At 73.4% G+C, this 25,753-nt stretch carries 18 protein-coding genes; 10 read left to right on the top strand and 8 right to left on the bottom strand.

What is annotated here, in order from left to right; translation table 11 throughout:
• Positions 1–230: 230 nt before the first annotated feature.
• Complete coding sequence (locus tag K7G61_RS09945) at positions 231–1,334, bottom strand: ferritin-like domain-containing protein (RefSeq protein WP_225846331.1); 1,104 nt, start codon at positions 1,332–1,334, stop codon at positions 231–233.
• A 127-nt stretch (positions 1,335–1,461) separates the two neighbouring features.
• Between K7G61_RS09945 and K7G61_RS09940 the strand changes: the two genes are divergently transcribed.
• The 4 genes from K7G61_RS09940 (at position 1,462) to K7G61_RS36380 (ending at position 5,090) form a co-directional block, all read left to right on the top strand.
• The gene (locus tag K7G61_RS09940; protein WP_225846330.1) at positions 1,462–2,355 is read left to right on the top strand and encodes a diiron oxygenase; all 894 of its coding nucleotides are present in this window, start codon (positions 1,462–1,464) and stop codon (positions 2,353–2,355) included.
• 53 nt (positions 2,356–2,408) lie between these two features.
• On the top strand, positions 2,409–3,143 hold the full coding sequence (locus K7G61_RS09935) for a TetR/AcrR family transcriptional regulator (protein WP_225846329.1): 735 nt from the start codon (positions 2,409–2,411) through the stop codon (positions 3,141–3,143).
• The gene (locus K7G61_RS09930) at positions 3,140–3,400 is read left to right on the top strand and encodes a hypothetical protein (protein ID WP_225846328.1); all 261 of its coding nucleotides are present in this window, start codon (positions 3,140–3,142) and stop codon (positions 3,398–3,400) included. Before K7G61_RS09935 ends, K7G61_RS09930 begins: the two co-directional genes overlap by 4 nt.
• A gap of 277 nt (positions 3,401–3,677) precedes the next feature.
• The gene (locus K7G61_RS36380; RefSeq protein ID WP_263984123.1) at positions 3,678–5,090 is read left to right on the top strand and encodes a C40 family peptidase; all 1,413 of its coding nucleotides are present in this window, start codon (positions 3,678–3,680) and stop codon (positions 5,088–5,090) included.
• Between the two features lie 27 nt (positions 5,091–5,117).
• Here the strand turns inward: K7G61_RS36380 and K7G61_RS09915 are convergent, their stop codons facing one another.
• The 4 genes from K7G61_RS09915 to K7G61_RS09900 are packed head-to-tail and all read right to left on the bottom strand — an operon-like array spanning position 5,118 to position 9,190.
• Positions 5,118–5,726, bottom strand: a complete 609-nt coding sequence (locus K7G61_RS09915) for an ATP/GTP-binding protein (protein WP_225846327.1) — start codon at positions 5,724–5,726, stop codon at positions 5,118–5,120.
• Positions 5,707–6,099 (bottom strand): DUF742 domain-containing protein, encoded by a 393-nt coding sequence (locus K7G61_RS09910; RefSeq protein WP_225846326.1) that lies wholly within the window; start codon positions 6,097–6,099, stop codon positions 5,707–5,709. The genes K7G61_RS09915 and K7G61_RS09910 overlap by 20 nt, the downstream gene beginning before the upstream one ends.
• The gene (locus K7G61_RS09905; protein ID WP_225846325.1) at positions 6,099–6,587 is read right to left on the bottom strand and encodes a roadblock/LC7 domain-containing protein; all 489 of its coding nucleotides are present in this window, start codon (positions 6,585–6,587) and stop codon (positions 6,099–6,101) included. Before K7G61_RS09905 ends, K7G61_RS09910 begins: the two co-directional genes overlap by 1 nt.
• Positions 6,584–9,190, bottom strand: a complete 2,607-nt coding sequence (locus K7G61_RS09900) for an ATP-binding protein (RefSeq protein ID WP_263984122.1) — start codon at positions 9,188–9,190, stop codon at positions 6,584–6,586. The genes K7G61_RS09905 and K7G61_RS09900 overlap by 4 nt, the downstream gene beginning before the upstream one ends.
• Positions 9,191–9,868: 678 nt before the next feature.
• On the opposite strand from K7G61_RS09900, the gene K7G61_RS09890 reads away from it, so the two are divergent.
• Positions 9,869–10,648 (top strand): hypothetical protein, encoded by a 780-nt coding sequence (locus tag K7G61_RS09890; protein ID WP_225846324.1) that lies wholly within the window; start codon positions 9,869–9,871, stop codon positions 10,646–10,648.
• Between the two features lie 225 nt (positions 10,649–10,873).
• Positions 10,874–11,743, top strand: coding sequence for a lysozyme (locus K7G61_RS09885; RefSeq protein ID WP_225846323.1), 870 nt, complete (start codon positions 10,874–10,876; stop codon positions 11,741–11,743).
• Positions 11,744–11,912: 169 nt separating this feature from the next.
• Here K7G61_RS09885 and lon read toward each other — a convergent pair whose 3' ends face one another.
• Positions 11,913–14,330 carry an endopeptidase La gene (gene lon, locus K7G61_RS09880; RefSeq protein ID WP_225846322.1) on the bottom strand — a complete coding sequence of 806 codons (2,418 nt, stop codon included), beginning with the start codon at positions 14,328–14,330 and terminating at the stop codon, positions 11,913–11,915.
• Positions 14,331–14,495: 165 nt separating this feature from the next.
• Here lon and K7G61_RS09875 point away from each other — a divergent pair, with 165 nt between their 5' ends.
• From K7G61_RS09875 to K7G61_RS09860, 4 genes are all read left to right on the top strand, one after another.
• Positions 14,496–15,173, top strand: a complete 678-nt coding sequence (locus K7G61_RS09875; protein ID WP_225846321.1) for a spermidine synthase — start codon at positions 14,496–14,498, stop codon at positions 15,171–15,173.
• A gap of 70 nt (positions 15,174–15,243) precedes the next feature.
• Positions 15,244–15,957 carry a response regulator transcription factor gene (locus K7G61_RS09870; protein ID WP_225846320.1) on the top strand — a complete coding sequence of 238 codons (714 nt, stop codon included), beginning with the start codon at positions 15,244–15,246 and terminating at the stop codon, positions 15,955–15,957.
• Positions 15,954–17,084 (top strand): ATP-binding protein, encoded by a 1,131-nt coding sequence (locus tag K7G61_RS09865; RefSeq protein ID WP_225846319.1) that lies wholly within the window; start codon positions 15,954–15,956, stop codon positions 17,082–17,084. The genes K7G61_RS09870 and K7G61_RS09865 overlap by 4 nt, the downstream gene beginning before the upstream one ends.
• 105 nt (positions 17,085–17,189) lie before the next feature.
• Positions 17,190–21,092 (top strand): multifunctional oxoglutarate decarboxylase/oxoglutarate dehydrogenase thiamine pyrophosphate-binding subunit/dihydrolipoyllysine-residue succinyltransferase subunit, encoded by a 3,903-nt coding sequence (locus K7G61_RS09860; protein WP_225846318.1) that lies wholly within the window; start codon positions 17,190–17,192, stop codon positions 21,090–21,092.
• Positions 21,093–21,169: 77 nt separating this feature from the next.
• Here K7G61_RS09860 and fxsT read toward each other — a convergent pair whose 3' ends face one another.
• Positions 21,170–24,232 (bottom strand): FxSxx-COOH system tetratricopeptide repeat protein, encoded by a 3,063-nt coding sequence (gene fxsT, locus K7G61_RS09855; protein WP_225846317.1) that lies wholly within the window; start codon positions 24,230–24,232, stop codon positions 21,170–21,172.
• 173 nt (positions 24,233–24,405) lie between these two features.
• Complete coding sequence (locus K7G61_RS09850) at positions 24,406–25,743, bottom strand: HEXXH motif-containing putative peptide modification protein (RefSeq protein ID WP_225846316.1); 1,338 nt, start codon at positions 25,741–25,743, stop codon at positions 24,406–24,408.
• Positions 25,744–25,753 lie beyond the last annotated feature (10 nt).

The following is a 25,753-nucleotide window of genomic DNA, read 5'->3' as shown; positions in this document are numbered from 1 at the left end:
ATCCCCGTACCGCCATGCGCTGTCCCCGCCCGTCCGCTGGTCGCTGCTCGCCGTTCGCGGATCCGTGTACCTGCCCGGATCTGAACGAGTAGATGCGAGCGTTCAGGGTACGGTTCCTGACCAGGGCGCGGCCCCGGGGGTTGTTACCGAACACGGACGTACGGCCGGGCACTTGACGAGCCCTCGGCCCTGCCGGCCGCTGCCGACCGCAACCCGGCCGCTGTCCGCCGCTACTCTCCGCCCAGGGCGATGGCCTGCTCGACCTCGGCGGTGCGCGCCCCCTCCTCGGCGGCGAAGCGTTCGGCGTCCAGCGTCTCCGCGACCTCCTCGTCCTGCCGCATCAAGGCGTCGAGGCCGACGTCGCCGAGTTCCAGGACGCCCATGTCGACGTAGGCGCGCTGCAGGCGCGGCCCCCACAGGCCGATGTCCTTCACGCACGGCACGATCCGGCTGAACAGCAGTTTGCGGAACAGCGCCAGGAACTGCGACCGCTCCGTCATCTCGGACGCCTCGGCGGGCGGGATCCCGAAGTTCTCCAGGACCTCGACCCCGCGCAGCCGGTCCCGCATCAGGTAGCACCCCTCGATGACGAACTCCTCGCGCTCGCGCAGCTCCGCGTCGCTCAGCTGCTTGTAGTGGTCCCGCAGCGCCATCCGCCCGAAGGCGACGTGCCGCGCCTCGTCCTGCATGACGTACGCGAGGATCTGCCGGGGCAGCGGCCTGGTGGTGGTGTCGCGGATCATGCCGAACGCGGCCAGGGCCAGCCCCTCGATGAGCACCTGCATGCCGAGGTAGGGCATGTCCCAGCGCGAGTCGCGCAGGGTGTCGCCGAGCAGCGCCTGGAGGTTGTCGTTGATCGGGTAGAGCAGCCCGACCTTCTCCCGCAGGAAGCGGCCGTAGATCTCGGCGTGGCGGGCCTCGTCCATAGTCTGGGTCGCGGAGTAGAACTTCGCGTCCAGGTCGGGCGCGGACTCCACGATCCGCGCCGCGCACACCATCGCGCCCTGCTCGCCGTGCAGGAACTGGCTGAACTGCCAGGCCGTGTAGTGCTGCCGCAGCAGCCCCTTGTCGCGGTCGCTCATCGCGTCCCAGTACCGCGTGCCGTACACGGACATGGCCTCGTCGGGGGTGCCCAGCGGGTCGTACGGGTCGACCTCCAGGTCCCAGTCGATCCGCTTGACGGCGTCCCACTGCTTGTCCTTGCCCTTCTGGTAGAGGGCCAGCAGGCGGTCGCGGCCGTCGTCGTACTCCCAGGAGAAGCGGGCCGCGCCGTGGGCCGGCACCTGCCAGGTCCACTCGGCGGGCGGTTGCGTGTAGCGGCCTTCGGCGGTCATCGGCACTTCCTCCAACTCGGGCAGCACGGGCAGTGAGGTGCCGCACAGGGGTTGACGCCCTTGTTGACACAGAGTCTCATAAGACCTGTACCGCAGGTAACCCTTGTGCATCGGAGGCGACTTCGCCATGGACGCTGCCCTTGTCGATCGCGAGAGAACGGCGGAACGGCTGCTCGCCTCCTCCGCCCGCCACTCGTTCGACCCCGACACCGAGCTCGACTGGGACGCCCCCTTCGAGGAGGGGAAGTGGTTCTGGCCGCCCGAGCTGGTGTCGCTGTACGACACCCCGCTGTGGAAGCGGATGTCCGAGGAGCAGCGCATCGAGCTGAGCAGGCACGAGGCGGCCTCGCTGTGCTCGATCGGCGTGTGGTTCGAGACGATCCTGATGCAGCTGCTGCTGCGGCACACCTACGACCTGGACCCGACCAGCGCGCACGTGCGGTACGCGCTGACCGAGATAGCCGACGAGTGCCGGCACTCCAAGATGTTCGCCCGCGCGGTCACCCGGATGGGAACCCCCGTCTACCGGCCGAGCCGGCTCGACCACGCCATGGGCCGGGTGCTCAAGACGGTCTCCACCACGCCCGGTTCGTTCACCGGCACGTTGCTGGCCGAGGAGATCCTGGACTGGATGCAGCGGCTGACCTTCCCCGACGAGCGCGTCCAGCCGCTGAACCGCGGCATCACCCGCATCCACGTGGTCGAGGAGGCGCGGCACATCCGGTACGCCCGCGAGGAGCTGCGCCGGCAGATGACCAGCGCGCCACGCTGGGAGATCGAGTTCACCCGGCTCTCCTCGGCCCAGGCGGCCCGGGTGATCGCGCGCTCCCTGATCGGCCCCGAGGTGTACGCCTCGGTCGGCCTCGACCCGCGGCAGGCCGTCGAGGCGGCCCGCACCAGCCCGCACCGCCAGGACGTGATGCGCCGCTCCGCCCGGCGGCTCATGGACTTCTTCGAGGAGATCGGGCTGCTGCGCGGCCCGAGCCGGAGGCTGTGGCGCACCTCGGGACTGCTGGTCTGAGGGGCCCGGCGGACGCGCCCCCGCGGCCGGTCCGCCCCGGTTAGGCTGGGGCAATGACCAACGCCGCCCCCGCCTACCGCCGGCTGAGCGTGGAGGAGCGGCGCCGTCAACTCCTGGCCGCCGCCGCGGACCTGTTCGGGCACCGCCGTCCCGAGGACGTCTCGGTGGACGACGTGGCGGCCGCGGCCGGCGTCTCACGGCCCCTGGTCTACCGGTACTTCCCCGGCGGCAAGCAGCAGTTGTACGAGGCGGCGGTGGAGGACTCGGCGCGGGCGCTGATCCAGGGGTTCGCCGTGCCCTCCGAGGGGCCGCCGACCCAGCGCCTGGCCGAGGGACTGGACCGCTACCTCGCCTACGTGGACGAGCACGCGCCCGCGTACAGCGCCCTGCTGCGCGGCGGCAGCGTCGCCGAGACCTCGCGTACCGACGCGATCGTGGACGAGGTGCGGCGCGGGGCCGCCGACCAGGTGCTGCACCACCTCGGCGTGGCCGCGCCCGGGCCGCGCCTGGCGATGATGGTCCGCGCCTGGATCGGCTGCGTCGAGACCGTCTCCCTGACCTGGCTGGACCAGGGCAAGCGGCCCCCGCTGCCGGAGGTCCGGGACTGGCTGGTCGACCACTTCACCGCGCTGCTCACGGTCACCGCCGCCGGCGACCCCGAGACCGCCGACGCCCTGGACCGCGCCCTGGCCCAGGAGACCCCCGCCAGCCCGGCCGGCCGCCTCGTCACCCGCCTGACCCCTCTCCTGCCGTCGGCGGCCCACCTGCTGGGCATGATGGAGCCGTGAGGCACGAGGAGACGGAGTTCGTCGGCGGCCCGCTGGACGGGCGGGTCCTGGAGGTGATGGTCGGCCTGACCGGGCAGCCCCCGAAGGTCTACCCGGTACCGGTCCCCCAGCCCGACGGCTCGGAGCGGGTGTACGTGTACGTGCGCACCCCCGCCAAGGAGGTGCGCCCGGCCCGGCGCGCCCGGTGGGTCTTCGTGTACGAGCCGGAGGGCCGCCCGGCGTCCGGCCCGAAGTGGCCCTGGTCCAAGCGAACCTGACTGTCGGCGCCCGCCCGTGCAGCGGCGCCTGCCGTGGAGCGACGCCCGCCCGGCGCCGGCCCGGCGCCTGCCCGTCGCCGTCCGCCTCCCGCGTCGAGGCGGCCGCGCGCGTGCCGCCGGCCGGATGACAAAAATCCCGGCGATGTCACTCACGGGGGTGAGTGGACGGGGCGAAATCACCCACGCCTCCTGTCGAAGATACGACAATCCATGACAGGATGCTCGACCGCAGGGGCCGTGCGAACCGCCGGTTACGGGGACACGGGGAGATGAGGGGATGTCAGTGGACCGACGGAGCAGGCCGAGTGCCAGGTGGCTGCGGTCCGCGGTGGTGTGCGGCACGCTGCTGGCCGCCGCCGCGCTGTCCGTGCCCGGGGCCCAGCTCGCCGCGGCGCGCCCGTACGACCCGCCGGCGGCGGCGCCCGTACCGCTCGGCGATCTGCTCAAGCAGCTCCAGGCGCTCTACACGCAGACCGAGAGCGCCACCGAGTCCTACGACCGGGCCAGGGAGAACGCCGACACGCTCAGGAAGCGGGCCGCCTCGATCGACGCCCAGCTCGCCGCCCAGCGGGTGAAGCTGGCCGCCGGCCGGGACGAGGCGGGGCTGATGGCCCGCCAGATGTACCAGGACGGCGGCGTATCGCCGTATCTGTCGCTGCTCGGCGGGCAGACCCCGGAGGACTTCTTCGGGCAGCGGCACATCATCGAGCGGGTCGCGGGCCACGAGAAGGACATCGTCGCCCGGCTCGCCGAGGGCGAGGCCCGGCTCAGCGTGCTCAACGCCCAGGCGCAGCGGGCCCTGGACCGCGCCCAGCACGCGCAGACCGTCCAGCAGGCGCAGAAGACGCGGGTGCAGAACCGGCTGAAGGCCGTCGAGAGCATGCTGGCCGGGCTGACCGGCGCCCAGATCGACGAGCTGCAGGCGCTGGAGGAGAAGGGCGTCAACCAGGCGCAGCAGGACTTCCTGGACTCCAAGGCCCTCGGCGACGGCTGGCAGACCCGGGCGCCCTCGGCAGCCGGGGACAAGGCGATCGCGTACGCCTTCATGCAGCTCGGCAAGCCGTACGAGTGGGGGGCGCAGGGGCCGGACGCCTTCGACTGCTCGGGGCTGACCTCGCAGGCGTGGCTGCACGCCGGGGTGCCGATCCCGCGCACCAGCCAGGAGCAGTGGGCGCGGCTGCCGCACGTGCCGCTCTCCCAACTGCGGCCCGGCGACCTGGTGGTCTACTTCGCCGGCGCCTCCCACGTCGCCCTGTACATCGGCGACGGCCTGGTCATCCAGGCGCCGCGCCCGGGCTCCTACGTGAAGGTCTCCCCGGTCGCGGCCAACCCGGTCCTGGGCGCGGTGCGGCCCGACATGGGCGCCTCCGCGATGACCGGCTGGACGCCCCGGTCCGTGCCCGCCGCGGCCCGCAAGCCCACGCCCATCGCCTCCGAGGACCTGACCGCCCCGGTCGCCTCCGGCGGCCACGCGGCCCCGGCCCGCCCGTCGGCGCCGCCCGCGCGCCCGCCCGCCTCCTCGTCGCCCTCGCCCCGGCCCACGGCGACGCCGACCGGGAGTTCGTCGACGCCGGCACCGTCGCCGAGCGGATCCGGCACTCCCGCGCCCACCGGGACGCCGACGTCCGGCGCGTCCGCGACACCGACATCCACAGGGACGGACGGCACACCGGCGCCCGGGCAGCCGTAACGGGGGATCAGGAACTCGGTGGCGCGCTCACAGCGGCTGTTCGGTCATCGCGTGGCCGACCAGCGCGACCAGCGCCTCGACCACGGAGTACCGCTTGCGGGCGTCGATGATCAGCACCGGGATGTGCGACGGCACGGCGAGGGCCTCGCGGACGTCCTCGGCGGTGTAGGCGGGAGTGCCCTCGAACTGGTTGACGGCCACCGTGTACGGCAGGCCGGTGCCCTCGAAGTAGTCCAGGGCCGGGAAGCAGTCGGCCAGCCGGCGGGTGTCGGCGAGCACGATCGCGCCGATCGCGCCGCGCACCAGGTCGTCCCACATGAACCAGAAGCGCTGCTGGCCCGGGGTGCCGAACACGTAGAGGACCAGGTCCTGTTCCAGGGTGATCCGGCCGAAGTCCATCGCCACCGTGGTGGTGGTCTTGTCGGGGGTGGCGGCGAGGTCGTCGAGCGCCTCGCTGGCCTGCGTCATGACGGCTTCGGTGGTCAGCGGGGTGATCTCGGACACGGAACCGACGAATGTGGTCTTGCCCACACCGAAGCCGCCCGCCACCACGATCTTCGTGGAGGTGGGCGCACGGCTGGTCTGCCGCTGCCAGTCCTGCAGGCCCTCCTGCCGGTCAAAGCCTGCGAAGTCCACTGAGCACCCTTTCGAGCAGTGCGCGGTCCGGGCCTCCGGGCCCGTGCCCGGTACCGTACACGCGGATTCTTCCCTGGTCGGCCAGGTCACCGAGCAAGACCCTGACGACTCCGAGCGGGATCCGCAACAGTGCGGAGATCTCGGCCACCGACCGCATACCACGGCACAGTTCCACGATCGCGCGCATCTCGGGCATCACCCGCTCGGCCCAGTCGCCCCTGGTGGGGGCGAGCTGTCCGCCCGGCCCGTCGATGGTAGCTACAAATGTCTCGACGAGCAGGACGTGCCCGGAACGGGTCCGGCCGCCGGTCAGAGCGTACGGGCGCACCCGGGAGGTCCTGCGGTCGGCCCCCCGGGTGGACGTGCCGACCATCAGCGGGTGCTGTCCATGGCCTGGCGCAACTCGCCGCGCAGGGCGGGCGTGAGCACATGGCCGGCCCGCCCGACGAACAGCGCCATGTGATACGCGATCACCTGCATGTCGCAGTCGGCGACGGCGTGCACGCCCAGCAGCGAGCCGTCGCTGATGGACATCACGAACAGCGTCCCCTCCGCCATCGCGACGGTGGTCTGCCGCACCCGGCCGCCGTCCATCAGCCTGGCCGCGCCCACGGTGAGCGAGGCCAGGCCCGAGACCACGGCGGCGAGGTCCATGCGGGCCTCGCCCGGGTGCCCCGCTCCCGGCGGCCCGTCGGGGCCCTGCGCCTCGACGGCCCGTGAGCTCAGCAGCGGCAGGCCGTCGGAGGAGACGACGGTGACCGAGCGGACCCCCGGCACCTCCTCGATGAAGTTCCCGAGCAGCCATTGCAGGTTGCGTGCCTCAAGGCTGAGGTCGCGTGTTTGTGTGCCGACCGCGTTCAACGGGTCGCCTCCTCGACGTTCTCCGCCGGTCTCCCGACGTCCCTCTGCTTCCCCATGTCCGCGGCCGGGCCCTCGGCCCGAGGACCGCCACCGCCACCACCGCCACCGACACCGACACCGACACCGCCACCGACACCGACACCCGCACCTTCACCGGTGCCGTCACCGGTGCCGTCGCGGATCTCGCGTTCCGCGTCCCTGCGGCCGGCCCGCAATCCCTCCTGCAGTCCGCCGAGTTGGCGGCGCAGCGCCTGCGCGTCGACGGCGGGACCGGCGCCGGGCACCGGCCGCGGCGGCCTGATCGCCGGCCGCCCGCCCATCCCGGTGCCGCGGGGCACCCGCTGCGGCAGGCCCTTGGCGGTGAGGGCGCCGCCACCGGCCGGCCCGCCCGGCTCCGTACCCCCGGCGCCCGCCGTCGCGGGCCCGGGTACGAGCGGCGACGCGGCCGCCAGGATTTGCGGCGCCGCCACGAACCGCGGTGCCGCCACGGTCCGCTGGACGGGGACGGGGGCGGGGACGGGCGCGGGGACCGCGGCCTGTACGGGTACGGATACGGATAGGTGCTCCGGTACAGGGACGGCCGCCGGGACGGTGGCCAGGGCCGGCTCGGGTACGGCGGCGGCCCCCGTGACGTCCGGGGCCCCCGCGACCCCCGCGGTCTGCGCATCCGCCGTGGTGTTCCCCGTGCTCATCACGCCCTCCGGTTCGTCCGGGTCCGGCCCCAGAACCGGCAGCAGCAGGCGGGGCAGGACCACGACCGCCGCCGTACCGCCGGCCGGCAGCGGCCGGAGCCGGACCCGGACGCCGTGGCGGTGCGCCAGCCGGGCGACCACGAACAGGCCCATGCCGGAAGCGGCGCCGGGCGGTGCCGGGTCGGGGTCGGCGAGCAGGGCGTCGATCTCGGCCAGCCGCTCGGGCGGCACGCCGATGCCGCGGTCCTCGACGCGCAGCACCACCTCGCCGCCGTCCAGCGCCTCGCCGCGGACGTGGATCTCGGTCGCGGGGTCGGAGAACGCGGCAGCGTTGTCCAGCAGTTCGGCGATCAGGTGGCTCACGTCGTCGGCCGCGCGCCCCGCGAGCCGGCCCTCTGGCACGGCCGCGACGCGCACCCGCTCGTACCCCTCGATCTCGGAGAGGGCCGCGCGTGCCACGTCGACGATCGGTACCGGCCGGGTGGCGCCGTGGCTGTGTTCGGTCCCGGCGAGCACCAGCAGGTTCTCGCTGTTGCGGCGCATGCGGGTGGCGAGGTGGTCGAGCTGGAAGTAGGTGGCCAGCAGGTCCGGGTCCTGCTCCTTCTCCTCCAGGCGGTCGATGAGGGCCAGTTGGCGCTCGATCAGGCCCAGGGTGCGCAGGGCGAGGTTGACGTGGGTGTGATGGGCGGCGTTGCGGACGGTGGCCTCGGTGAGGCGGCCGGCCAGCTCCTCCCGGCCGCGCAGCAGGTCGTCCCGGGTCCGCACGAGCTCGTCGCGGTCGCGCAGCAGTCCCTCGTGTTCTGCGGCGAGGGCACGGTGCGCCTGGGACGCGGCGGCCGCCTCGGCGGTGAGTTCGCTCACGCGGGACCGCAGCGTCTGTGCCTCGTGGGTGAGGGCGTTGACCCGGCGGGCGACGTCGGCGAACTCGTCGCCGCCGATCACCTCGGCGCCCTGCCCGGAGCGGGCTCCCGTAGCGGACCAGGCGTGCAGGGCCGCCAGCGGGCGGGTGAGGCCGCGGAAGACGGTGGCCAGGACGCCGATGACCAGCGCCAGGCACGACAGGGCGAGCAGGAGGCGCAGTTCGAGGACGGTGACCTCGTCGCTGCGGTGGGCGGCGGCCGTGTGCTCCTCGTCGCCGGCCCAGGACGTCTCGACACCGCGCATCAGGGCGAGCCGCGCGCCCAGCGCGGCTTTGACGCGGCCGGTGCCGAGCGCCCGGTCGGCGCCCGTCAGGTCCTGCCCGTCCAGCAGCCGGTCGAGGTCGCGGTCGGCCTCGGCGGTGTCGGTGCCGGTGACCGTGCCGTCGTACCGGGCGACCAGGGCCGCCGGCGCGGTGGCGCGGAAGTCCGCGAGCGCGGCCTGCTCCTGGACGCGGGCGGTCCGGGCGGCGCCCACCAGGGCGCTCTGGCCGCCGCTGCCGGTCAGCGCGGCGACCAGCAGGCCGCGTTCGACGCCGGCGGCGGTGACGGCACGGGTCAGCGGCGCCGTGTCCTGGCCCGCGACCCGGCCGAGGGCGTCGAGCAGCGGCTGGTACGCGCCGACGACGGCTCGCGGGCCGCCCGGCGCCGCGGCCGCCTGCCGCCGGATCGCGGGCAGGCGGGCGAGGACCTGGCGCAGGTCGGCCGGGGCGACGGCGGTGACGGCGGTGACGGCGGTGATATCGGCGAGCTGCCGGTCCGTACGGGTCCGGTCGGCGCCGGCCGCGGCGGCGGGGCCTCGGCCGGCCGCGCGGGCGCCCGCCAGGTCGTCGCGCTCGTCGCTCAGGTCGTGGCCCAGGACCGCGGCGCGGGTGGCGAGGCGGGCGGCGTCGAGCCGGTGCCCGGCCGAGGCCAGGTCGTGCACGGCGAGCACGGGCCCGGGCGCCGCGGCGGCCAGGACGGCGGCGGAGCAGACGAGGAGGGCGAGCAGCATGCGCCGCCCGGCCCGCCGGGCGCGGGACCGCCGGTCCCGTCCCCGGCCGGCCCGGGACGCGCCGTTCGGGGACGCGCCGGCTGAGGACCCGCCGGCCGTGGACCCGCCGATCGCGGACCCACCGCCTGAGGACCCGCCGGCCGTGGACGCGCCGACCGTGGACGCGCCGGCTCGCGGTCGACCGGTTCGCGGTCCGCGAGGTTGACGTCTTTCACGCAACTTCGGTGCTCGCAATCACGTATCGCCTGGACCCGGGGCGGTCCCCGGAACACGCAGTCCTTCCCGACCCTTGCAGCCCTGCCGGTAGCGGACCAGACGTCCCTCCTGCGGACACTCGAACGAGTGAATCGCACGGGTGATGGACCAACAAATCCGTTACGGGGGCGCACACTCCGGCCAATTGACGCATTCCCCGACGCGGCCGGGGCGAGGTGCGGGAGGATGCCCCACCACGGATCGCGGGGCTCGCGGTCCGTACCAAGTGGCCGCCGGGAGGCGTTCCCCGGTCGTTCCGGGCGCCCCGCTGGACGCGGTCCGGGGCGGCGGGCGGAGGTTCCGGCGCGGTGGGCGGTGGCTCCGGGGCGGCGGGCGGTGGTCGCGGGCCACCGCGAGCCGGCGGACGCGGTTCGAACAGGGCCGCGCCCCGGAGGGCCGGGTACGGTCCTGCAGACTGGCCCCATGCGCATCGAGACGGCGACCGAACCCGGTGATCCTTCGGCGGCGAACGAGGACTTCGTGGCCGTGGCACTGCCCGCGGGTGGGCGGGGCGGGGCGGTGGTGCTGCTGGACGGGGTGACGCCGCCGCCGGACAACGGCGGGTGCGTCCACTCGGTGCCGTGGTTCACCGCGCGGCTGGGGGGCGCGCTGCTCGAACTGTCCGTTTCCGCGGAGCGGCCTGGGCTGCCGGGGCTGACGTCGTGCCTGGCCGGGGCCATCGCGCGGACCGCCGACGCGCACCGGGCGACCTGTGATCTTTCTCACCGGCTCACCCCGCAGGCCACGGTGGTGCTCGCCCGGTGGGACGCGGAGCGGCTGGAGTACCTGGTGCTGTCGGACTCCGTGCTGCTCGTCGAGGGCGCCGAGGGCGAGGTGCGGCCCGTCCTCGACGACCGGATCGGCCGGCTGCGGGCCGCCGGGCGCCGGGTGGCCCCCTTGCGCAACACCGAAGGAGGGTTCTTCACGGCCGCCGCCGACCCCGACGTGGCGGCCCGTGCCGTCACCGGGAGCCTACCGCGGGAATCCGTGCGGGGGTTCGCCGCCCTGACCGACGGCGCCGCCCGCGCGGTCGAGCTCTTCCACGCCGACGACTGGCCGGGCACCTTCGCCCTGCTGCGCAAGGCCGGCCCCGAGGCGCTCATCGCCCGCGTCCGCGCCCTCGAACTCGCGGACCTGTCCGGGCTGCGGGCGCCAAGGGGCAAGCGGTACGACGACGCGACCGCGGTGCTCGTGGAGCTGTGACGACCGGGCCGGCCGGGAGGGTCCGGCCCCCCGTTCACCGCCCGCCCCGCTTTCAGCGGCTGAAACTTCTCCTCACCCACGGTGGTTTCCGCAGCACGTCGACCATTCCGCAGGCGTAGACCACCGGCGGTCACGGGCCGCCCTTCCACGCGCGTAGCTCCCAACGTACCGTCATTTCTGTCATGACCATCCCAAGGTCATGCCGAGTCCCCACTGGAGGCACGCATGTCCCACGGAGATCTCTCCGTCGTGCACGAAACCGGCTCGGCCCGAACCCGGCTCGCCCTGCTGGCCGGACTGTTCGTCACCCTCCTGGCCCTGGCGCTCGCCGTTCCCGGCACGGCGAACGCCGCCCCCACCGCGGGCCGGAACCATGTGACCCACCCCGAACTGGACTGGATGGGCTCCACCGTCCCGGCGCACGAGGGCTCCGGCCACTCGGGGCCGGGCACGGTCACGCCCATGGTCACCCAGACCTCCGGCATGGACGTCTCCGGCTACCAGGGGAACGTGAACTGGTCGGCGGCGTGGTCCAACGGCGGCAGATTCGCCTACGTCAAGGCCACGGAGAGCACGACGTACACCAACCCGTACTTCGCCCAGCAGTACAACGGGTCCTACAACGTCGGCATGATCCGCGGCTCGTACCACTTCGCGACCCCCGACACCTCCGGCGGCGCCACCCAGGCCGACTACTTCATCGCCCACGGCGGCGGGTGGTCCGCGGACGGCAAGACCCTGCCCGGCGCGCTCGACATCGAGTACAACCCGTACGGCGCGACCTGTTACGGGCTGAGCCAGTCGGGCATGGTGAACTGGATCCACGCGTTCGCCAACGAGTACCACGCGCGTGAGGGCGTCTACCCGGTGATCTACAGCACCTTCGACTGGTGGAACACCTGCACCGGCAACAACGGCGGCTTCGCCACCACCAGCCCGATCTGGATCGCCAAGTACAGCTCCAGCGCGGGCACCCTGCCGGCCGGGTACGGCTACTACACCTTCTGGCAGTACGCGGACTCGGGCGTCTTCCCGGGCGACCAGGACTACTTCAACGGGGACTACAGCCGGCTGCAGGCGCTCGCCCTCGGCTGAGCCCTTCCCGGCCCGGGCCCTCCCCTCCGGTCGCCCTTTGCCTCGCGGCCGGCCGGCTCGCGGCCCCGCGGTCCCCCGCACCCCTTCGGGCGCCCCCTGACCACGCCGGGGGCGCCCGAAGCATCCAGGGGCGCGGGGTCTCTCGCTTCGAGAGGCCCCGCGCCTCAGGTCAGGCGGCTACGGGGACCTCCTCCGGGCTGACGGCCACGGGCTCCAGGGCCAGCTTGAGGACCTGGCGCACGTCGGCCACCGGGTGGACGTCGAGGGACTCCAGGATCTCGGCCGGGACGTCGTCCAGGTCCGGCTCGTTCCGCTTGGGGATCACGATCGTGGTGATCCCGGCCCGGTGGGCCGCCAGGAGCTTCTGCTTGACGCCGCCGATCGGCAGGACGCGCCCGGTCAGCGACACCTCGCCGGTCATGGCCACGTCGGGACGGACCCGGCGGCCGGACAGGAGCGAGGCCAGCGCGGTGGTCATCGTGATGCCGGCGCTGGGGCCGTCCTTGGGGACCGCGCCCGCGGGGACGTGGAGGTGGACGCCGCGGTCCTTCAGGTCGCCGACCGGGAGTTCGAGTTCGGCGCCGTGGGAGCGCAGGAAGGACAGCGCGATGTGCGCGGACTCCTTCATCACGTCGCCGAGCTGCCCGGTCAGGGCCAGACCCGTGCTGCCGGTCTCCGGGTCGGCCAGGGACGCCTCGATGTAGAGGACGTCACCCCCCGCTCCGGTCACCGCGAGGCCGGTGGCCACGCCCGGGACGGCGGTGCGCCGCTCCTGCGGGTCCTGGGCGGACTCCGGGACGTGGTGCGGCCGGCCGATCAGGTCCCGCAGGTCGCCCTCCGCGACCGCGAACGGCAGTTCCTGGTCGCCCAGTTCGTGCCGGGCCGCGATCTTGCGCAGGATGCGGGCGATGGTCCGCTCCAGGGTGCGCACGCCGGCTTCCCGGGTGTACTCGCCGGCCAGCTTGCGCAGGGCCGCCTCCTCGATGCTCACCTCGTCGGCGTCCAGCCCGGCCCGCTCCAGCTGGCGCGGGAGCAGGTGGTCGCGGGCGATGACGACCTTCTCGTCCTCGGTGTAGCCGTCGAGGCGGACCAGCTCCATCCGGTCGAGCAGCGGCTCGGGGATGGCCTCCAGGACGTTGGCCGTGGCCAGGAAGACCACGTCGGACAGGTCGAGCTCGACCTCCAGGTAGTGGTCGCGGAAGGTGTGGTTCTGCGCCGGGTCGAGGACTTCGAGCAGCGCGGCCGCCGGGTCGCCCCGGTAGTCGGAGCCGACCTTGTCGACCTCGTCCAGCAGGACCACCGGGTTCATGGACCCGGCCTCCTTGATGGCGCGGACGACGCGGCCGGGCAGCGCGCCCACGTACGTCCTGCGGTGGCCGCGGATCTCGGCCTCGTCGCGCACGCCGCCGAGGGCGACGCGGACGAACTTGCGGCCCATGGCACGGGCCACCGACTCGCCCAGCGAGGTCTTGCCGACGCCGGGCGGGCCGACCAGGGCCAGCACCGCGCCTCCGCGGCGCCCGCCGACGACGCCGAGGCCACGGTCGGCGCGGCGCTTGCGGACCGCCAGGTACTCGGTGATGCGCTCCTTGACGTCGTTCAGACCGGCGTGGTCGGCGTCCAGCACGGCGCGGGCGCCCGCCACGTCGTAGGTGTCCTCGGTCGTGGTGTTCCACGGCAGTTCCAGGACGGTGTCCAGCCAGGTGCGGATCCAGCTTCCCTCGGGGGAGGCGTCGGAGGAGCGCTCCAGCTTCTCCACCTCCTTCAGGGCGGCCTCCCTGACCTTCTCCGGCAGGTCGGCGGCCTCGACGCGGGCGCGGTAGTCGTCGGCCTCGTCCTCGGGGTCGCCGTTGAGCTCGGCCAGTTCCTTGCGGACGGCTTCGAGCTGCTGGCGCAGCAGGAACTCGCGCTGCTGCTTCTCCATGCCCTCCTGGACGTCCTTGCGGATCGTCTCGGCGACGTCCTGCTCGGCCAGGTGGTCCTTGAGCCACTGGATGGCCAGCCGCAGCCGGGCCACCGGGTCGGCCGTCTCCAGCAGCTCGATGCGCTGGTCGTGGTTGAGGAACGGGGAGTAGCCGGAGTTGTCGGCGAGCGTGCTCACGTCGTCGATCTGCTGGACCCGGTCCACGACCTGCCAGGCGCCGCGCTTGCGCAGCCAGCTCGTGGCCAGCGCCTTGTACTCCTTCATCAGCTCGGCCACGGTGCCGGGCGACTCGGCGGGGGCGGGCTCGGCGACGACCGTACCCTCGACCCACAGGGCCGCCCCGGGCCCGGTGGTGCCCGCGCCGATCCTGACCCGGGCGCGGCCGCGGATCACGGCGCCAGGATCACCGTCGGACAGCCGTCCGACCTGCTCGACCGTGCCCAGGGTGCCGACCGCGGCGTACTTGCCGTCGGTGCGGGGAACGAGCAGCACCCTCGGCTTGCCCGCCCCGGTGCCCGGCTGCGCGGCCTGGGCGGCCTCGACCGCGGCCCGCACCTCGCTGTCGGTCAGGTCGAGGGGAACGACCATGCCAGGAAGGACGACTTCGCCGTCCAGGGGCAGCACCGGCAGGGTGAGGGGGCTGGAGGTCGACTCAAACGCCATGATCTCTCCCTTTGCAAGCAAGTTGAGTACACCGGGCTCAACCCATGGGATGCCCCGGGTGTTCCCGGGCCGGTGTTCGCTCTGAGCGATCAGACCTGCGGGCTGCGTGAACCCCGCCGCGAACGCCGTCCGGGCATCCCGGGGCGGCTGGCTAAGGTGAGCGCCATGCACGAGACGCGGGACGCCGTGGTCACGGTGGAGCGGACCGAGGGGCCGTACGGCGAGGTGGTGCTCCGCAGGCGCGGGGAGACGTACGAGATCATCGCCAACGGGACGTTCCTCATGGACACCTCCGACGGGCGCTCGGAGCGGCTGCTGGTGGACGCGGCGCTCGGCGCCCTGCCGCCGGACCGCCGGGACGCCCGCGTGCTGATCGGCGGCCTCGGCGTCGGATTCTCGCTGGTCAGGGCGGCGGAGGAGCCGCGCTGGGGCCACATCGCCGTGGTCGAGCGGGAGCCGGCCGTCGTGCGGTGGCACCGGGAGGGGCCGCTGGCGGCGTACTCGCGGCGGGCGCTGGACGACCCCCGCGTGCGGGTCGTCGAGGACGACCTGGTCGCGTACCTGCGCACCACGGCGGACACGTACGACGCCCTTTGTCTGGACATTGACAACGGGCCGGACTGGACAGTCACGGAGAACAACGGCAGTCTCTACAGTCCCAGCGGACTTGCCGCCTGCCTGGAGCGGCTCGGACCGGGCGGCGTGCTCGCCGTGTGGTCCGCGCGGCCTTCGGGCGCCTTCGAGGCGGCACTGCGGGAAGCGGGGTTCGCCGGGGTCCGCACACTGGAGGTCCCTGTCGCACGCGGAGTACCGGACGTCGTGCACATAGGCGTCAAGGCGTGAAGGCGACATAGTCACGGCGACAGCCCGCCCCGTACGCTGCCGGTAATTGTGACGACCTTGTGGGGCGGAAGTGGACAGCACGCAGACAGCGGGCGCTCAGCGCCGGGTGCTGGTGGTCGAGGACGACCAGACGATAACGCAGGCCATCGCGGCCAGGCTGCAGGCCGAGGGATTCCAGGTACGGACGGCCGGCGACGGTCCCTCCGCCGTGGACGCGGCGCACGCCTGGCAGCCGGACCTGCTGGTGCTGGACGTGATGCTGCCGGGCTTCGACGGCCTGGAGGTGTGCCGGCGGGTGCAGTCCGACCGCCCGGTGCCGGTGCTGATGCTCACCGCCCGTGACGACGAGACGGACATGCTGGTGGGCCTCGGCGTGGGCGCCGACGACTACATGACCAAGCCGTTCTCGATGCGCGAGCTGGCCGCCCGGGTGCACGTCCTGCTGCGCCGGGTCGAGCGCGCCACCGAGGCCGCGCACAGCCCGCGCGGCGCCAGCATCCAGCTCGGCGACCTGGAGATCGACCACGCCCAGCGCCGGGTACGGGTGCGGGGCAGCGACGTGCACCTGACGCCGACCGAGTTCGAGCTGCTGGTGTGCCTGGCGCAGCAGCCGCGGGCCGTGCTCTCGCGCGAGCAGTTGCTGGCCGAGGTGTGGGACTGGGCCGACGCCTCGGGCACCCGTACCGTCGACAGCCACGTCAAGGCGCTGCGCCGCAAGATCGGCGCCGAGCGGATCCGCACCGTGCACGGCGTGGGCTACGCGCTGGAGACGCCGGCGCAATGAGGAGATGGTGGCGGCGGGTGTGGGCCGCGCTGCGCCCCTGGGACCCCTTCCGCTCGATCAAGGCCGCGCTGCAGCTGCTGGTGATCGTCTCCGTGCTGATCACCACCCTCCTGGTGACCGTGGCGATCCACTCGGCGACCGAGCTGCGGGTCATCACCATCTTCTCGATCATCGCCTGCCTGCTGATCACCCAGATCGTGGCCACGAACCTGACCGCGCCGCTGCGCGAGATGACCGCGGTGGCCCGCGCCATGGCGGCCGGCGACTACAGCCGCCGCGTGGCCCGCGTGCGCAGGGACGAGGTCGGCGAGCTGGCCGAGACCTTCAACCGGATGGCCGCCGACCTGGCCGCCGCCGACCGGCACCGCAAGGAACTCGTGGCGAACGTCTCGCACGAGCTGCGCACCCCGATCGCCGCGCTGCGGGCGGTGCTGGAGAACGTGGTGGACGGGGTGTCGGCCGCCGACCCGGAGACCATGCGGCTGGCGCTCCAGCAGACCGAGCGGCTGGGCAAGCTGGTCAGCCAGTTGCTGGACCTGTCCCGGCTGGACAGCGGGGCGGTGCGGCTGGACGCCAAGCGGTTCGAGGTGTGGCCGTACCTGTCGGCGGTGCTGAAGACGGCGAGCCTGGGCATGGGCACCTCCGGCAAGGGCTCGCGCACCCGGCAGCGCGCCGACGTCCCCCTGCACCTCGACGTGTCACCCCTGGAACTGATGGCCTACGCCGACGGCGAGCGGCTGCACCAGGTGGTCGCGAACCTGGTGGACAACGCGGTCAAGCACAGCCCGCCGGGCGGCCGCGTCACCGTACGGGCCAGGAGCGGGGCCGCGCCCGGCAGCCTGGAGCTGGACGTGATGGACGAGGGCCCGGGCATCCCCGAGGCGGACCGGGTGCGGGTCTTCGAGCGCTTCCACCGCGGCTCCCAGCCCGGCCGGGACGGCGGTACGGGCCTGGGCCTGGCCATCGCGCGCTGGGCGGTGGATCTGCACGGCGGCCGGATCGAGGTGGCCGAATCGCCGAGTGGTTGCCGGATACACGTCACCCTTCCGGGTGGTCCGGCCCCGACAACCCAGAAGAGGGACCACTTTCCCGCCAATTCAGGCCGCGAAACCCCCTTTTCGGTGTGACGTGCGCGACGAGTGCCCCCCGGGCCTGCGGGAAGGGGTCCGTTAGGCGTAGCCTTTATTTCCGCTGTCCACCATCTTGTGAAGCGGAAGAGGGCGGTTACCGCCGTGTCGCCACAGTCCCCCAATAGCTCCAGTGTCTCGACCGACCAGGAAACGCAGGGCGACGGCCCTGCGGCGGGCTTCGGCCCGAACGAGTGGCTCGTCGATGAGATCTACCAGCAGTACCTCCAGGACCCGAACTCGGTAGACCGCGCCTGGTGGGACTTCTTCGCCGACTACAAGCCGGACGGCTCGGCCGCGCCGGCCGCCCCGGCGGGCCAGGGCGGTGCCTCGGGGGCCGCCAAGCGCGCCGTGGAAGCCGGCGCACCGGCGATTTCCGGCCAGGCCGCCGCGCCGGCCCCCGTCGCGCCTGCTCCCACCGCGCCGGCCGCCCAGCAGCCCCAGGCGACGGCGCCCGCGCGGCCCGCCCCGGCCCAGCCGCAGCAGCCGCAGGCCGCCGCCCCGGCCCCCGCCGCTCCCGCAGCCCCGCAGCCCCAGGCCGCCGCGGCCCCGGCGCCCGCCCCCGCGCGGCCCGCCCCGGCCAAGCCCGCGCCCGCCGCGCCCGCCGCCGTCAACGGCACCGCGGTGACCACCGGCGCCGGCCCGGAGTACGTCGCCCTGCGCGGCCCGGCCGCCGCCGTGGCGAAGAACATGAACGCCTCGCTGGAGCTGCCCACCGCCACCTCGGTGCGCGCCATCCCGGTGAAGCTGCTGTTCGACAACCGCATCGTCATCAACAACCACCTCAAGCGCGCCCGCGGCGGCAAGGTCTCCTTCACCCACATCATCGGCTACGCGATGGTGCAGGCCCTGAAGACCATGCCGTCGATGAACTGGCACTACGAGGTGGTCGACGGCAAGCCGACGCTGGTCCGGCCGGACCACGTCAACCTGGGCCTGGCCATCGACCTGGTCAAGGGCAACGGCGAGCGCCAGCTCGTCGTCGCGGCCATCAAGAAGGCCGAGACGCTGAACTTCTTCGAGTTCTGGCAGGCCTACGAGGACATCGTCCGCCGCGCCCGCAACGGCAAGCTCACGATGGACGACTTCACCGGCGTCACCGCCTCGCTGACCAACCCCGGCGGCCTGGGCACCGTGCACTCCGTGCCGCGGCTGATGCCCGGCCAGTCGATGATCCTCGGCGTCGGCTCGATGGACTACCCGGCCGAGTTCCAGGGCACCTCCCAGGACACCCTGAACAAGCTGGGCATCTCCAAGGTCATGACGCTGACCAGCACCTACGACCACCGGGTGATCCAGGGCGCCGCCTCCGGCGAGTTCCTGCGGATCATGAACCAGCTGCTGCTCGGCGAGAACGACTTCTTCGACGACGTCTTCGCCGCGCTGCGCATCCCGTACGAGCCGGTCCGCTGGCGCACCGACATCGACACCGGGCACGACGACGACGTCACCAAGGCGGCCCGGGTCTTCGAGCTGATCCACTCCTACCGGGTGCGCGGCCACGTGATGGCCGACACCGACCCGCTGGAGTACCGCCAGCGCAAGCACCCCGACCTGGACGTGCTGGAGCACGGCCTGACCCTGTGGGACCTGGAGCGGGAGTTCGCGGTCGGCGGGTTCGCCGGCAAGACCCTGATGAAGCTGCGCGACATCCTCGGTGTGCTGCGCGACTCGTACTGCCGCACCGTCGGTGTCGAGTACATGCACATCCAGGACCCGAAGCAGCGCAAGTGGATCCAGGACCGGATCGAGCGGCCGCACGCCAAGCCCGAGCGCGAGGAGCAGCTGCGGATCCTGCGCCGGCTGAACGCCGCCGAGGCGTTCGAGACGTTCCTGCAGACCAAGTACGTCGGCCAGAAGCGGTTCTCGCTGGAGGGCGGCGAGTCGGTCATCCCGCTGCTGGACGCGGTCCTCGACGCCGCGGCCGAGTCCCGGCTGGACGAGGCCGTGATCGGCATGGCCCACCGCGGCCGGCTCAACGTCCTGGCCAACATCGTGGGCAAGTCGTACGCCCAGATCTTCCGCGAGTTCGAGGGCAACCTCGACCCGAAGTCGATGCACGGCTCCGGCGACGTGAAGTACCACCTGGGCGCCGAGGGCACCTTCACCGGCCTGGACGGCGAGCAGATCAAGGTCTCGCTGGCCGCGAACCCCTCGCACCTGGAGGCGGTCGACCCGGTCCTGGAGGGCATCGCCCGCGCCAAGCAGGACATCATCAACAAGGCCGGCACCGACTTCACCGTGCTGCCCGTCGCGCTGCACGGCGACGCGGCCTTCGCCGGTCAGGGCGTGGTGGCCGAGACGCTCAACATGTCGCAGCTGCGCGGCTACCGCACCGGCGGCACCGTGCACGTCGTGATCAACAACCAGGTGGGCTTCACCGCCGCCCCGGAGTCCGCGCGCTCGTCGATGTACGCCACCGACGTGGCCCGGATGATCGAGGCGCCGATCTTCCACGTCAACGGGGACGACCCCGAGGCCGTGGTCCGGGTGGGCCGGCTGGCCTTCGAGTACCGGCAGGCGTTCAACAAGGACGTCGTGATCGACCTGATCTGCTACCGGCGCCGCGGCCACAACGAGTCGGACAACCCGGCCTTCACCCAGCCGCTGATGTACGACCTGATCGACAAGAAGCGCTCGGTGCGCAAGCTCTACACCGAGTCGCTGATCGGCCGGGGCGACATCACCCTGGAGGAGGCCGAGCAGGCGCTGCAGGACTACCAGGGCCGGCTGGAGACGGTCTTCACCGAGGTGCGCGAGGCCGCGGCCAAGCCGGCCGCCCCGGTGAAGCCCGAGCCCGACCAGTCCGGTTTCCCGGTGCCGGTACCGACCGCGGTGTCCGCCGAGGTCGTCAAGCGGATCGCGGCCTCGCAGGTGAACATCCCCGAGGACTTCACCGTGCACCCGCGGCTGCTGCCGCAGCTCCAGCGCCGGGCCGCCATGGTCGAGGACGGCACCATCGACTGGGGCATGGGCGAGACCCTGGCCATCGGTTCGCTGCTGCTGGAGGGCACCCCGGTCCGGCTGGCCGGCCAGGACTCCCGCCGCGGCACCTTCGGCCAGCGGCACGCGGTGCTCATCGACCGGGTGACCGGCGGTGACTACACCCCGCTGCTGTACCTGTCGGAGGACCAGGCGCGGTACACCGTCTACGACTCGCTGCTGAGCGAGTACGCGGCGATGGGCTTCGAGTACGGCTACTCGCTGGCCCGCCCGGACGCGCTGGTGATGTGGGAGGCGCAGTTCGGCGACTTCGCCAACGGCGCTGCCACCATCATCGACGAGTTCATCTCCTCGGCCGAGCAGAAGTGGGGCCAGACCTCCGGCGTCACGCTGCTGCTGCCGCACGGGTACGAGGGCCAGGGCCCCGACCACTCCTCGGCGCGGATCGAGCGGTTCCTGCAGCTGTGCGCGCAGAACAACATGACGGTCGCCATGCCGACCACCCCGGCCAACTACTTCCACCTGCTGCGCTGGCAGGTGCACAACCCGCACCACAAGCCGCTGATCGTCTTCACCCCGAAGTCGATGCTGCGGCTGAAGGCGGCGGCGTCGAAGGCCGAGGACTTCACCACGGGCCAGTTCCAGCCGGTCATCGGTGATCACACGGTCGAACCCGACGCCGTGCGCAAGGTCGTGTTCTGCTCCGGCAAGGTCTACTACGACCTGATCGAGGAGCGGGACAGGCGCGGCGCGACCGACATCGCGTTCCTGCGCATCGAGCGGCTGTACCCGCTGCCGGGCGCGGAGATCCAGAACGCGGTGGCCCCGTACACCAAGGCGCAGAAGTTCGTCTGGGCGCAGGCCGAACCGGCCAACCAGGGCGCCTGGCCGTTCATCGCGCTCAACCTGATCGACCACCTGGACCTGCTGCTGGGCGCGGCCCCGGACAACGCGGACCGGCTGCGCCGGGTCTCGCGTCCGGCCTCGTCCTCCCCGGCGGTCGGCTCGGCCAAGCGGCACGCGGCCCAGCAGGAGGAGCTGATCCGCGAGGTCTTCGAGATCTAGTCCCGCGACCCGTAGCCGGGGGTGGCGCACTCAGCGGAGTGCGCCACCCCCGGTTGTTTCGTGGCCCGGCCCGCCCGTCAGCAGCTGAACGCCTCGAAGTCCCAGTAGGGGCGGGTGCGGGAGCGGGCCGCGAGGGTGTGCGGGTGCTGGGGGCCGAGGGTGGAGGCCAGGGCGGCCAGCGCCTCCTCCTCGATCTTGTCCGCCTCCTGCCGCCTGCGGAGGTTGCGCAGGTCGCTGGCCAGGGCGATCCGGCAGGTCAGGGTGAGCGGGTGCTGCTTGCCCAGGACGGCGGCGGCCTTGTCGCCGGTGGCCCGGCTCAGTTCGGCGGCGCTGTCCGGGTCGGCGGCGAAGTTGCGGGCGCCGCTGACGTTCACCGCGCAGCCCAGCGTCCAGGGGTGGTCGGGGCCGACCGCGCGGGTCATCGCGACCAGCGCGTCCTCCATCTCGATCTGCGACTGCTGCCGCTCCCCCGCGGCCCGCAGCAGCAGCCCGTGGTTGGCCAGCGCGCCCGCGGTGTACGGGTGGCCGTCGCCGAACTGCCCGCGGTAGTGCCGCAGCACGAACTCGCCGCGCTCGCGGGCCCGGTCCAGGTCGCCGTGCTCGCGCTCGAAGGTGGAGAAGGTGATCGACACCCGTACCGTGATGGGGTGCCGGTCGCCGAGCACCCGCTCGCACCGCTCCAGCAGGGCGGCCAGCAGCGGCATCGCGCGGGCCCGGTCGCCGCCGCGGTAGTAGCACTGCACCAGGTTGTGCTCGGCCATCAGCGTCTGCGGGTTGTCCCGGCCCATGACCGCCTGGTGCACTTCGAGATTGCGCTCCTGTACGGAGGTGGCCTGGTCGTAGCGGCCCAGTAGCCGCAGGTCCAGGGCGTAGGAGCTCTCCGAGGCGAGGGTGCCGTTGTTGCGCTCGCGCAGCAGTTCGCGGCGGGCGGCGAAGGTCTCGCGGTCCAGGGCCTGCGCGTCCTGGTAGCGGCCGAGGAGCCGGTAGGAGACGGCGGTGTTGTTCTTCGCGGTGAGGGTGAGGGCGTCCTGGGGTCCGACGAGGTCGCCGTAACCGCCCTGGACGAACAGCGCCAGCCGCAGCGCCTCGTCGTAGCGGCCGAGGTTGCGCAGGTCGGCGGCCAGGCCGTTGGCGGCGCGCAGCACCAGCAGGTCCTGGTCGCCGCGCTCGGCGCGCAGCTTCTCGTACGCCTCGCGGTCCAGCGCCTCGGTGGCGGCGAAGTCGCCGATGCCGCGCAGCATGTTGCCCTTGTTGTGGACCAGGTCCCACAGCCGGGGGTGGCCGGGCGGGAAGACCTGGGTCCACTCCTCGGTGGCCTGCTCGGCGATCTGCAGGCCGGTCCGGTACTCGCCGGAGAGGTTCAGGTAGCGCAGGCAGTTGATGACGGTGAGCTGGATCTCGGGGTTGGTGCTGCTCAGCGCGCCGGAGGCGGCCAGGTGCGGGACGATCTCGGCGTAGCGCGGCCACAGCCGGGTGTCGGTGGGGCGGCCCGGGTCGGCGGCGGCCAGCATCTTGCGCACCACCCGGGAGTACGTGGCCTGTTCGTCGGCGGGCATGTCGGCGCGCACCGCCTGGTACACCAGCCGGTGCATCTGGACCACCTCGGTGGCGCCGGCCGGCTCGTCCTCCTCGGTCTCCTGCGGGTCGGACTGGACGACCGACCACTGTGCCAGCTTGCCGATCGCCGAGTTCCACAGCAGCGGGTCGCCCAGCAGCGCCGCGAGCTGCTCGGGCAGGTCGCGGATCGGCAGGTCCCGCAGCAGCCGGACCGGGATGGGCCCGGGCGCGAAGAACACGCACAGCCGCAGCAGGTCCACGGCCTCCGGTTTGTCCTCGCGCAGCCGGTTGAGCAGTATCGAGAACGCCGTGTAGTACGTCATCTGGAAGTCGGCGGCGACCTTCAGGCCGGACTCCACGTCGGCGCCGCGCTGGAGCAGTCCGATGTACTCGTCCACCGGCATGGTGGAGTCGTTGAGCGCGCCCGCGTTCTGGTCCAGGGCCAGCGCGAGGTCGCCGAGCGCCTCGGCGAGCTTGTGGGCGTCGGATTCGTCGAGCCGGGGGGCGCGGCGGCGGACGAACGCCACCGACTCGTGCCGCCGGTAGACCGGCACCTCGACCAGCGCGCTGTTGTGCTCGCCCCACTCGCGGTTCTGCGAGGTGATCAGTACGTGGCCGGGTCCCGAGGGCACCAGGTCGTGGATGTCGTCGGGCTGGTCGGCGCCGTCGAGGACCACCAGCCAGCGGGGGGAGGGCTCGCCGCGGCGCAGGGCGTCGCGCACCGCGCGCAGCCGCTCGCCGTACTCCCGGCCGGTGGGCAGGCCGAGGGCGGGGGCGAGTCCGGCCAGCTTCTCCCGCAGGGTGCCGCGCTCGGCGGCCCGTACCCACCACACCACGTCGTAGTTCTCGGCGCCGAAGCGGTAGACGTACTCCGTGGCGATCTGGGTCTTGCCGACGCCGGACAGGCCGAACAGCGTGACCACGCCCGCGCCGGGCTCGGCCTGGGTGAGCTGCTGGTGGACCTCCCACAGCAGTTCCTCGCGGCCGGTGAAACGTGTGTTGCGGCGCGGCACGCCGCCCCACACGTCGGGCTGCTCCAGCGGGAAGCGGGGGCCGCCGCCGAGGCCGATGAGGGTGTCGCTCGACCCGGCCGTGCCGGGGCGGCGGGCGGGGGTGATGCCGAGCCGGGTCAGCAGCCGCCGCTCGGCCTCGGCCGCGCCCAGGCCCCACAGGTCGGCGGCGCCGAGCGAGGCCACCGCGGTGGGCAGGGCGGCGGAGGTCACGGAGACGGCGGCGAACCGGTCGGGGTGGGCGGGGACGATCTCGCGCAGCGCCGCGTTCCACTCCTCGGGGCTGCGCGGGCCGAGCCGGAAGTACCACTCGCTGAGCACGATCAGCACGGTGCCGCCGGACAGCAGCAGGTCCTCCAGGCCCTGCCGCACGGTGTCGCCGGGGTTCATGTCCCAGCGCTGGAGGGAGACCCGGCGTCCGTACCGCTCCAGCCGGCCGGCGATCCACGCCGCCCAGGCCCGGTTGTGGCCGGCGAAGCTGATGGTCACCAGCCCGGTGTCCCGCGCGCGGCCCGGCCCGCCGTCCACTGCCTGTGCCGCGTCCCCCGACGCGGTGTTGCGCCCTGCGGCCATCCGACCGTCTCCCTCGCTGTGCTGGTGGCTCGTCCGGTGGTTCACCGCCCCGGTCCGCTTCCTGACGGGGCGACAGGTGGGTCCATGCCCGAAGCTACACCGGTCGGTGCCTGTTCCAACGGCCCGGCGTCGCGTTTCGTGTCCCGGTCATGACGTGAGGTCAAGGAGCGCGCTCAGGCCCAGCGGCGGCGCCAGATGGTACGGGCGGTCTCCACGTAGGCGGCGGCGCGGGCCAGTTGGCCGTGCGGCGGGGTGTGCTGCTTCAGGCGCTGGTGCCGGTCGGCCATCGCGCCCGCGAGGATCCGGCCGGCCGGGGTGAGCCGGCTGGAACCGGTCAACTGCGGCAGGACGGCGTCCACTTGTTGCCGGTAGCGGCAGTGCGCGGCCCAGGCGGCGTCGCGGCGGGCGGGCGCGGCGGCGGCCCGCGCGACGTCCAGGTGGAAGCCGGCCAGCGCGAGGTGGGCGTAGGCGCCCTGGAACAGGCCGTCGAAGGGGCGCGGGTCGGGCCGCCAGGGCGCCCAGTGCCGGGCGGTGGCGTCGGCGGTGTGCAGCGGGGTCAGCCGGGACAGGGCGAGCAGCTTGGTGTGCTGCAGTTCGTGCACGAGCGCCGCCGCCAGCTTCAGTCCGTCGACCGGGTGGCTGCTGAGCAGCGCGCCGAACGCCTCGTCCAGGGTGGCGCTGCACTGCGCGCCGGAGGGGGACTCCAGCGGCACGAAGCAGGTGAGCAGTTCGGCGACCTCCCGGGCCCTGGTCCCGTCGCCCAGCCTCAGCCACGGCTGGGCGTCCCGCCAGGCCCGCCGCCAGCGCGCGTGGTCCGCGCCGTCCAGCCGCTCGGCGACCGACAGCCCGTACGGGTCGCTGCGCCGCTCCTCGTCGCGGTACGGGTCGGTGTCGTCGACGAGTACGGGCCTGCCGTCGTCCGTCCACAGCGCCCTGAGGGGCTGCCAGCCGTCGGCCGCCGACCGCCACACGCCGTCCGTGCCGCGCCGGACCTCGACGGTCCGGCCGGGCAGCCGCAGCCACAGCCGGCTGCCCTCGCCCTCCACCCGCACCCGCCCGCCGCCGTCCGGCTCGCGCGGGCCGGGGCGCGCCGAGCGGTAGCCGCCGAGCGTCGGCAGCGTCACGACGCCCTGGCGGTACGGGACGTCGGCGGTGAAGCGCAGGCCCGCCCGGGCGGCGGCGGAGGCGGCGAGGGCGGAAAGGTGGGGCAGCGCGGCGGCGGCCCTCGGCGCGCCGCCGGGCCTGACCAGGTCGCGCAGGCAGCGCTCGGCCCAGGAACCGGTGAGCGGGTACTGCACCACGCGGCGGGCCGCCGCCCGGTCGGCCCGGTCGGCGGCGGCCAGCAGCCGCCAGTCCCGCAGCATCGTTTCTGCGGCCCCTTCGGGCAGCACCCCCGCGGGGGCCTGCCGTACCGCGTCCAGCAGCGCCCGCAGCGTGAGCAGCCGCCGCTCGTGCTGATGGGCGACGAGCAGGCCGAGCGACCGCGCGTCGCTCCCGGTGCTCCCGAGCACGGCCGCGATC

It is taken from the genome of Streptomyces sp. HPF1205 (assembly GCF_020400825.1).
Lineage (GTDB): Bacteria > Actinomycetota > Actinomycetes > Streptomycetales > Streptomycetaceae > Actinacidiphila.
This window is presented reverse-complemented; position numbering and strand designations above follow the sequence as displayed.

Bases quoted from the DNA above. Each gene is read 5' to 3' on its own strand.
- K7G61_RS09900 (WP_263984122.1), bottom strand. From the start codon at position 9,190: ATGCTGCTCGCCCTCCTCGTCTGCTCCGCCGCCGTCCTGGCCGCCGCG.
- lon (WP_225846322.1), bottom strand. From the start codon at position 14,330: ATGGCGTTTGAGTCGACCTCCAGCCCCCTCACCCTGCCGGTGCTGCCC.
- K7G61_RS09875 (WP_225846321.1), top strand. From the start codon at position 14,496: ATGCACGAGACGCGGGACGCCGTGGTCACGGTGGAGCGGACCGAGGGG.
- fxsT (WP_225846317.1), bottom strand. From the start codon at position 24,232: ATGGCCGCAGGGCGCAACACCGCGTCGGGGGACGCGGCACAGGCAGTG.
- K7G61_RS09940 (WP_225846330.1), top strand. From the start codon at position 1,462: ATGGACGCTGCCCTTGTCGATCGCGAGAGAACGGCGGAACGGCTGCTC.
- K7G61_RS09865 (WP_225846319.1), top strand. From the start codon at position 15,954: ATGAGGAGATGGTGGCGGCGGGTGTGGGCCGCGCTGCGCCCCTGGGAC.
- K7G61_RS09910 (WP_225846326.1), bottom strand. From the start codon at position 6,099: ATGGTCGGCACGTCCACCCGGGGGGCCGACCGCAGGACCTCCCGGGTG.
- K7G61_RS09885 (WP_225846323.1), top strand. From the start codon at position 10,874: ATGTCCCACGGAGATCTCTCCGTCGTGCACGAAACCGGCTCGGCCCGA.
- K7G61_RS09935 (WP_225846329.1), top strand. From the start codon at position 2,409: ATGACCAACGCCGCCCCCGCCTACCGCCGGCTGAGCGTGGAGGAGCGG.
- K7G61_RS09890 (WP_225846324.1), top strand. From the start codon at position 9,869: ATGCGCATCGAGACGGCGACCGAACCCGGTGATCCTTCGGCGGCGAAC.
- K7G61_RS36380 (WP_263984123.1), top strand. From the start codon at position 3,678: ATGTCAGTGGACCGACGGAGCAGGCCGAGTGCCAGGTGGCTGCGGTCC.
- K7G61_RS09945 (WP_225846331.1), bottom strand. From the start codon at position 1,334: ATGACCGCCGAAGGCCGCTACACGCAACCGCCCGCCGAGTGGACCTGG.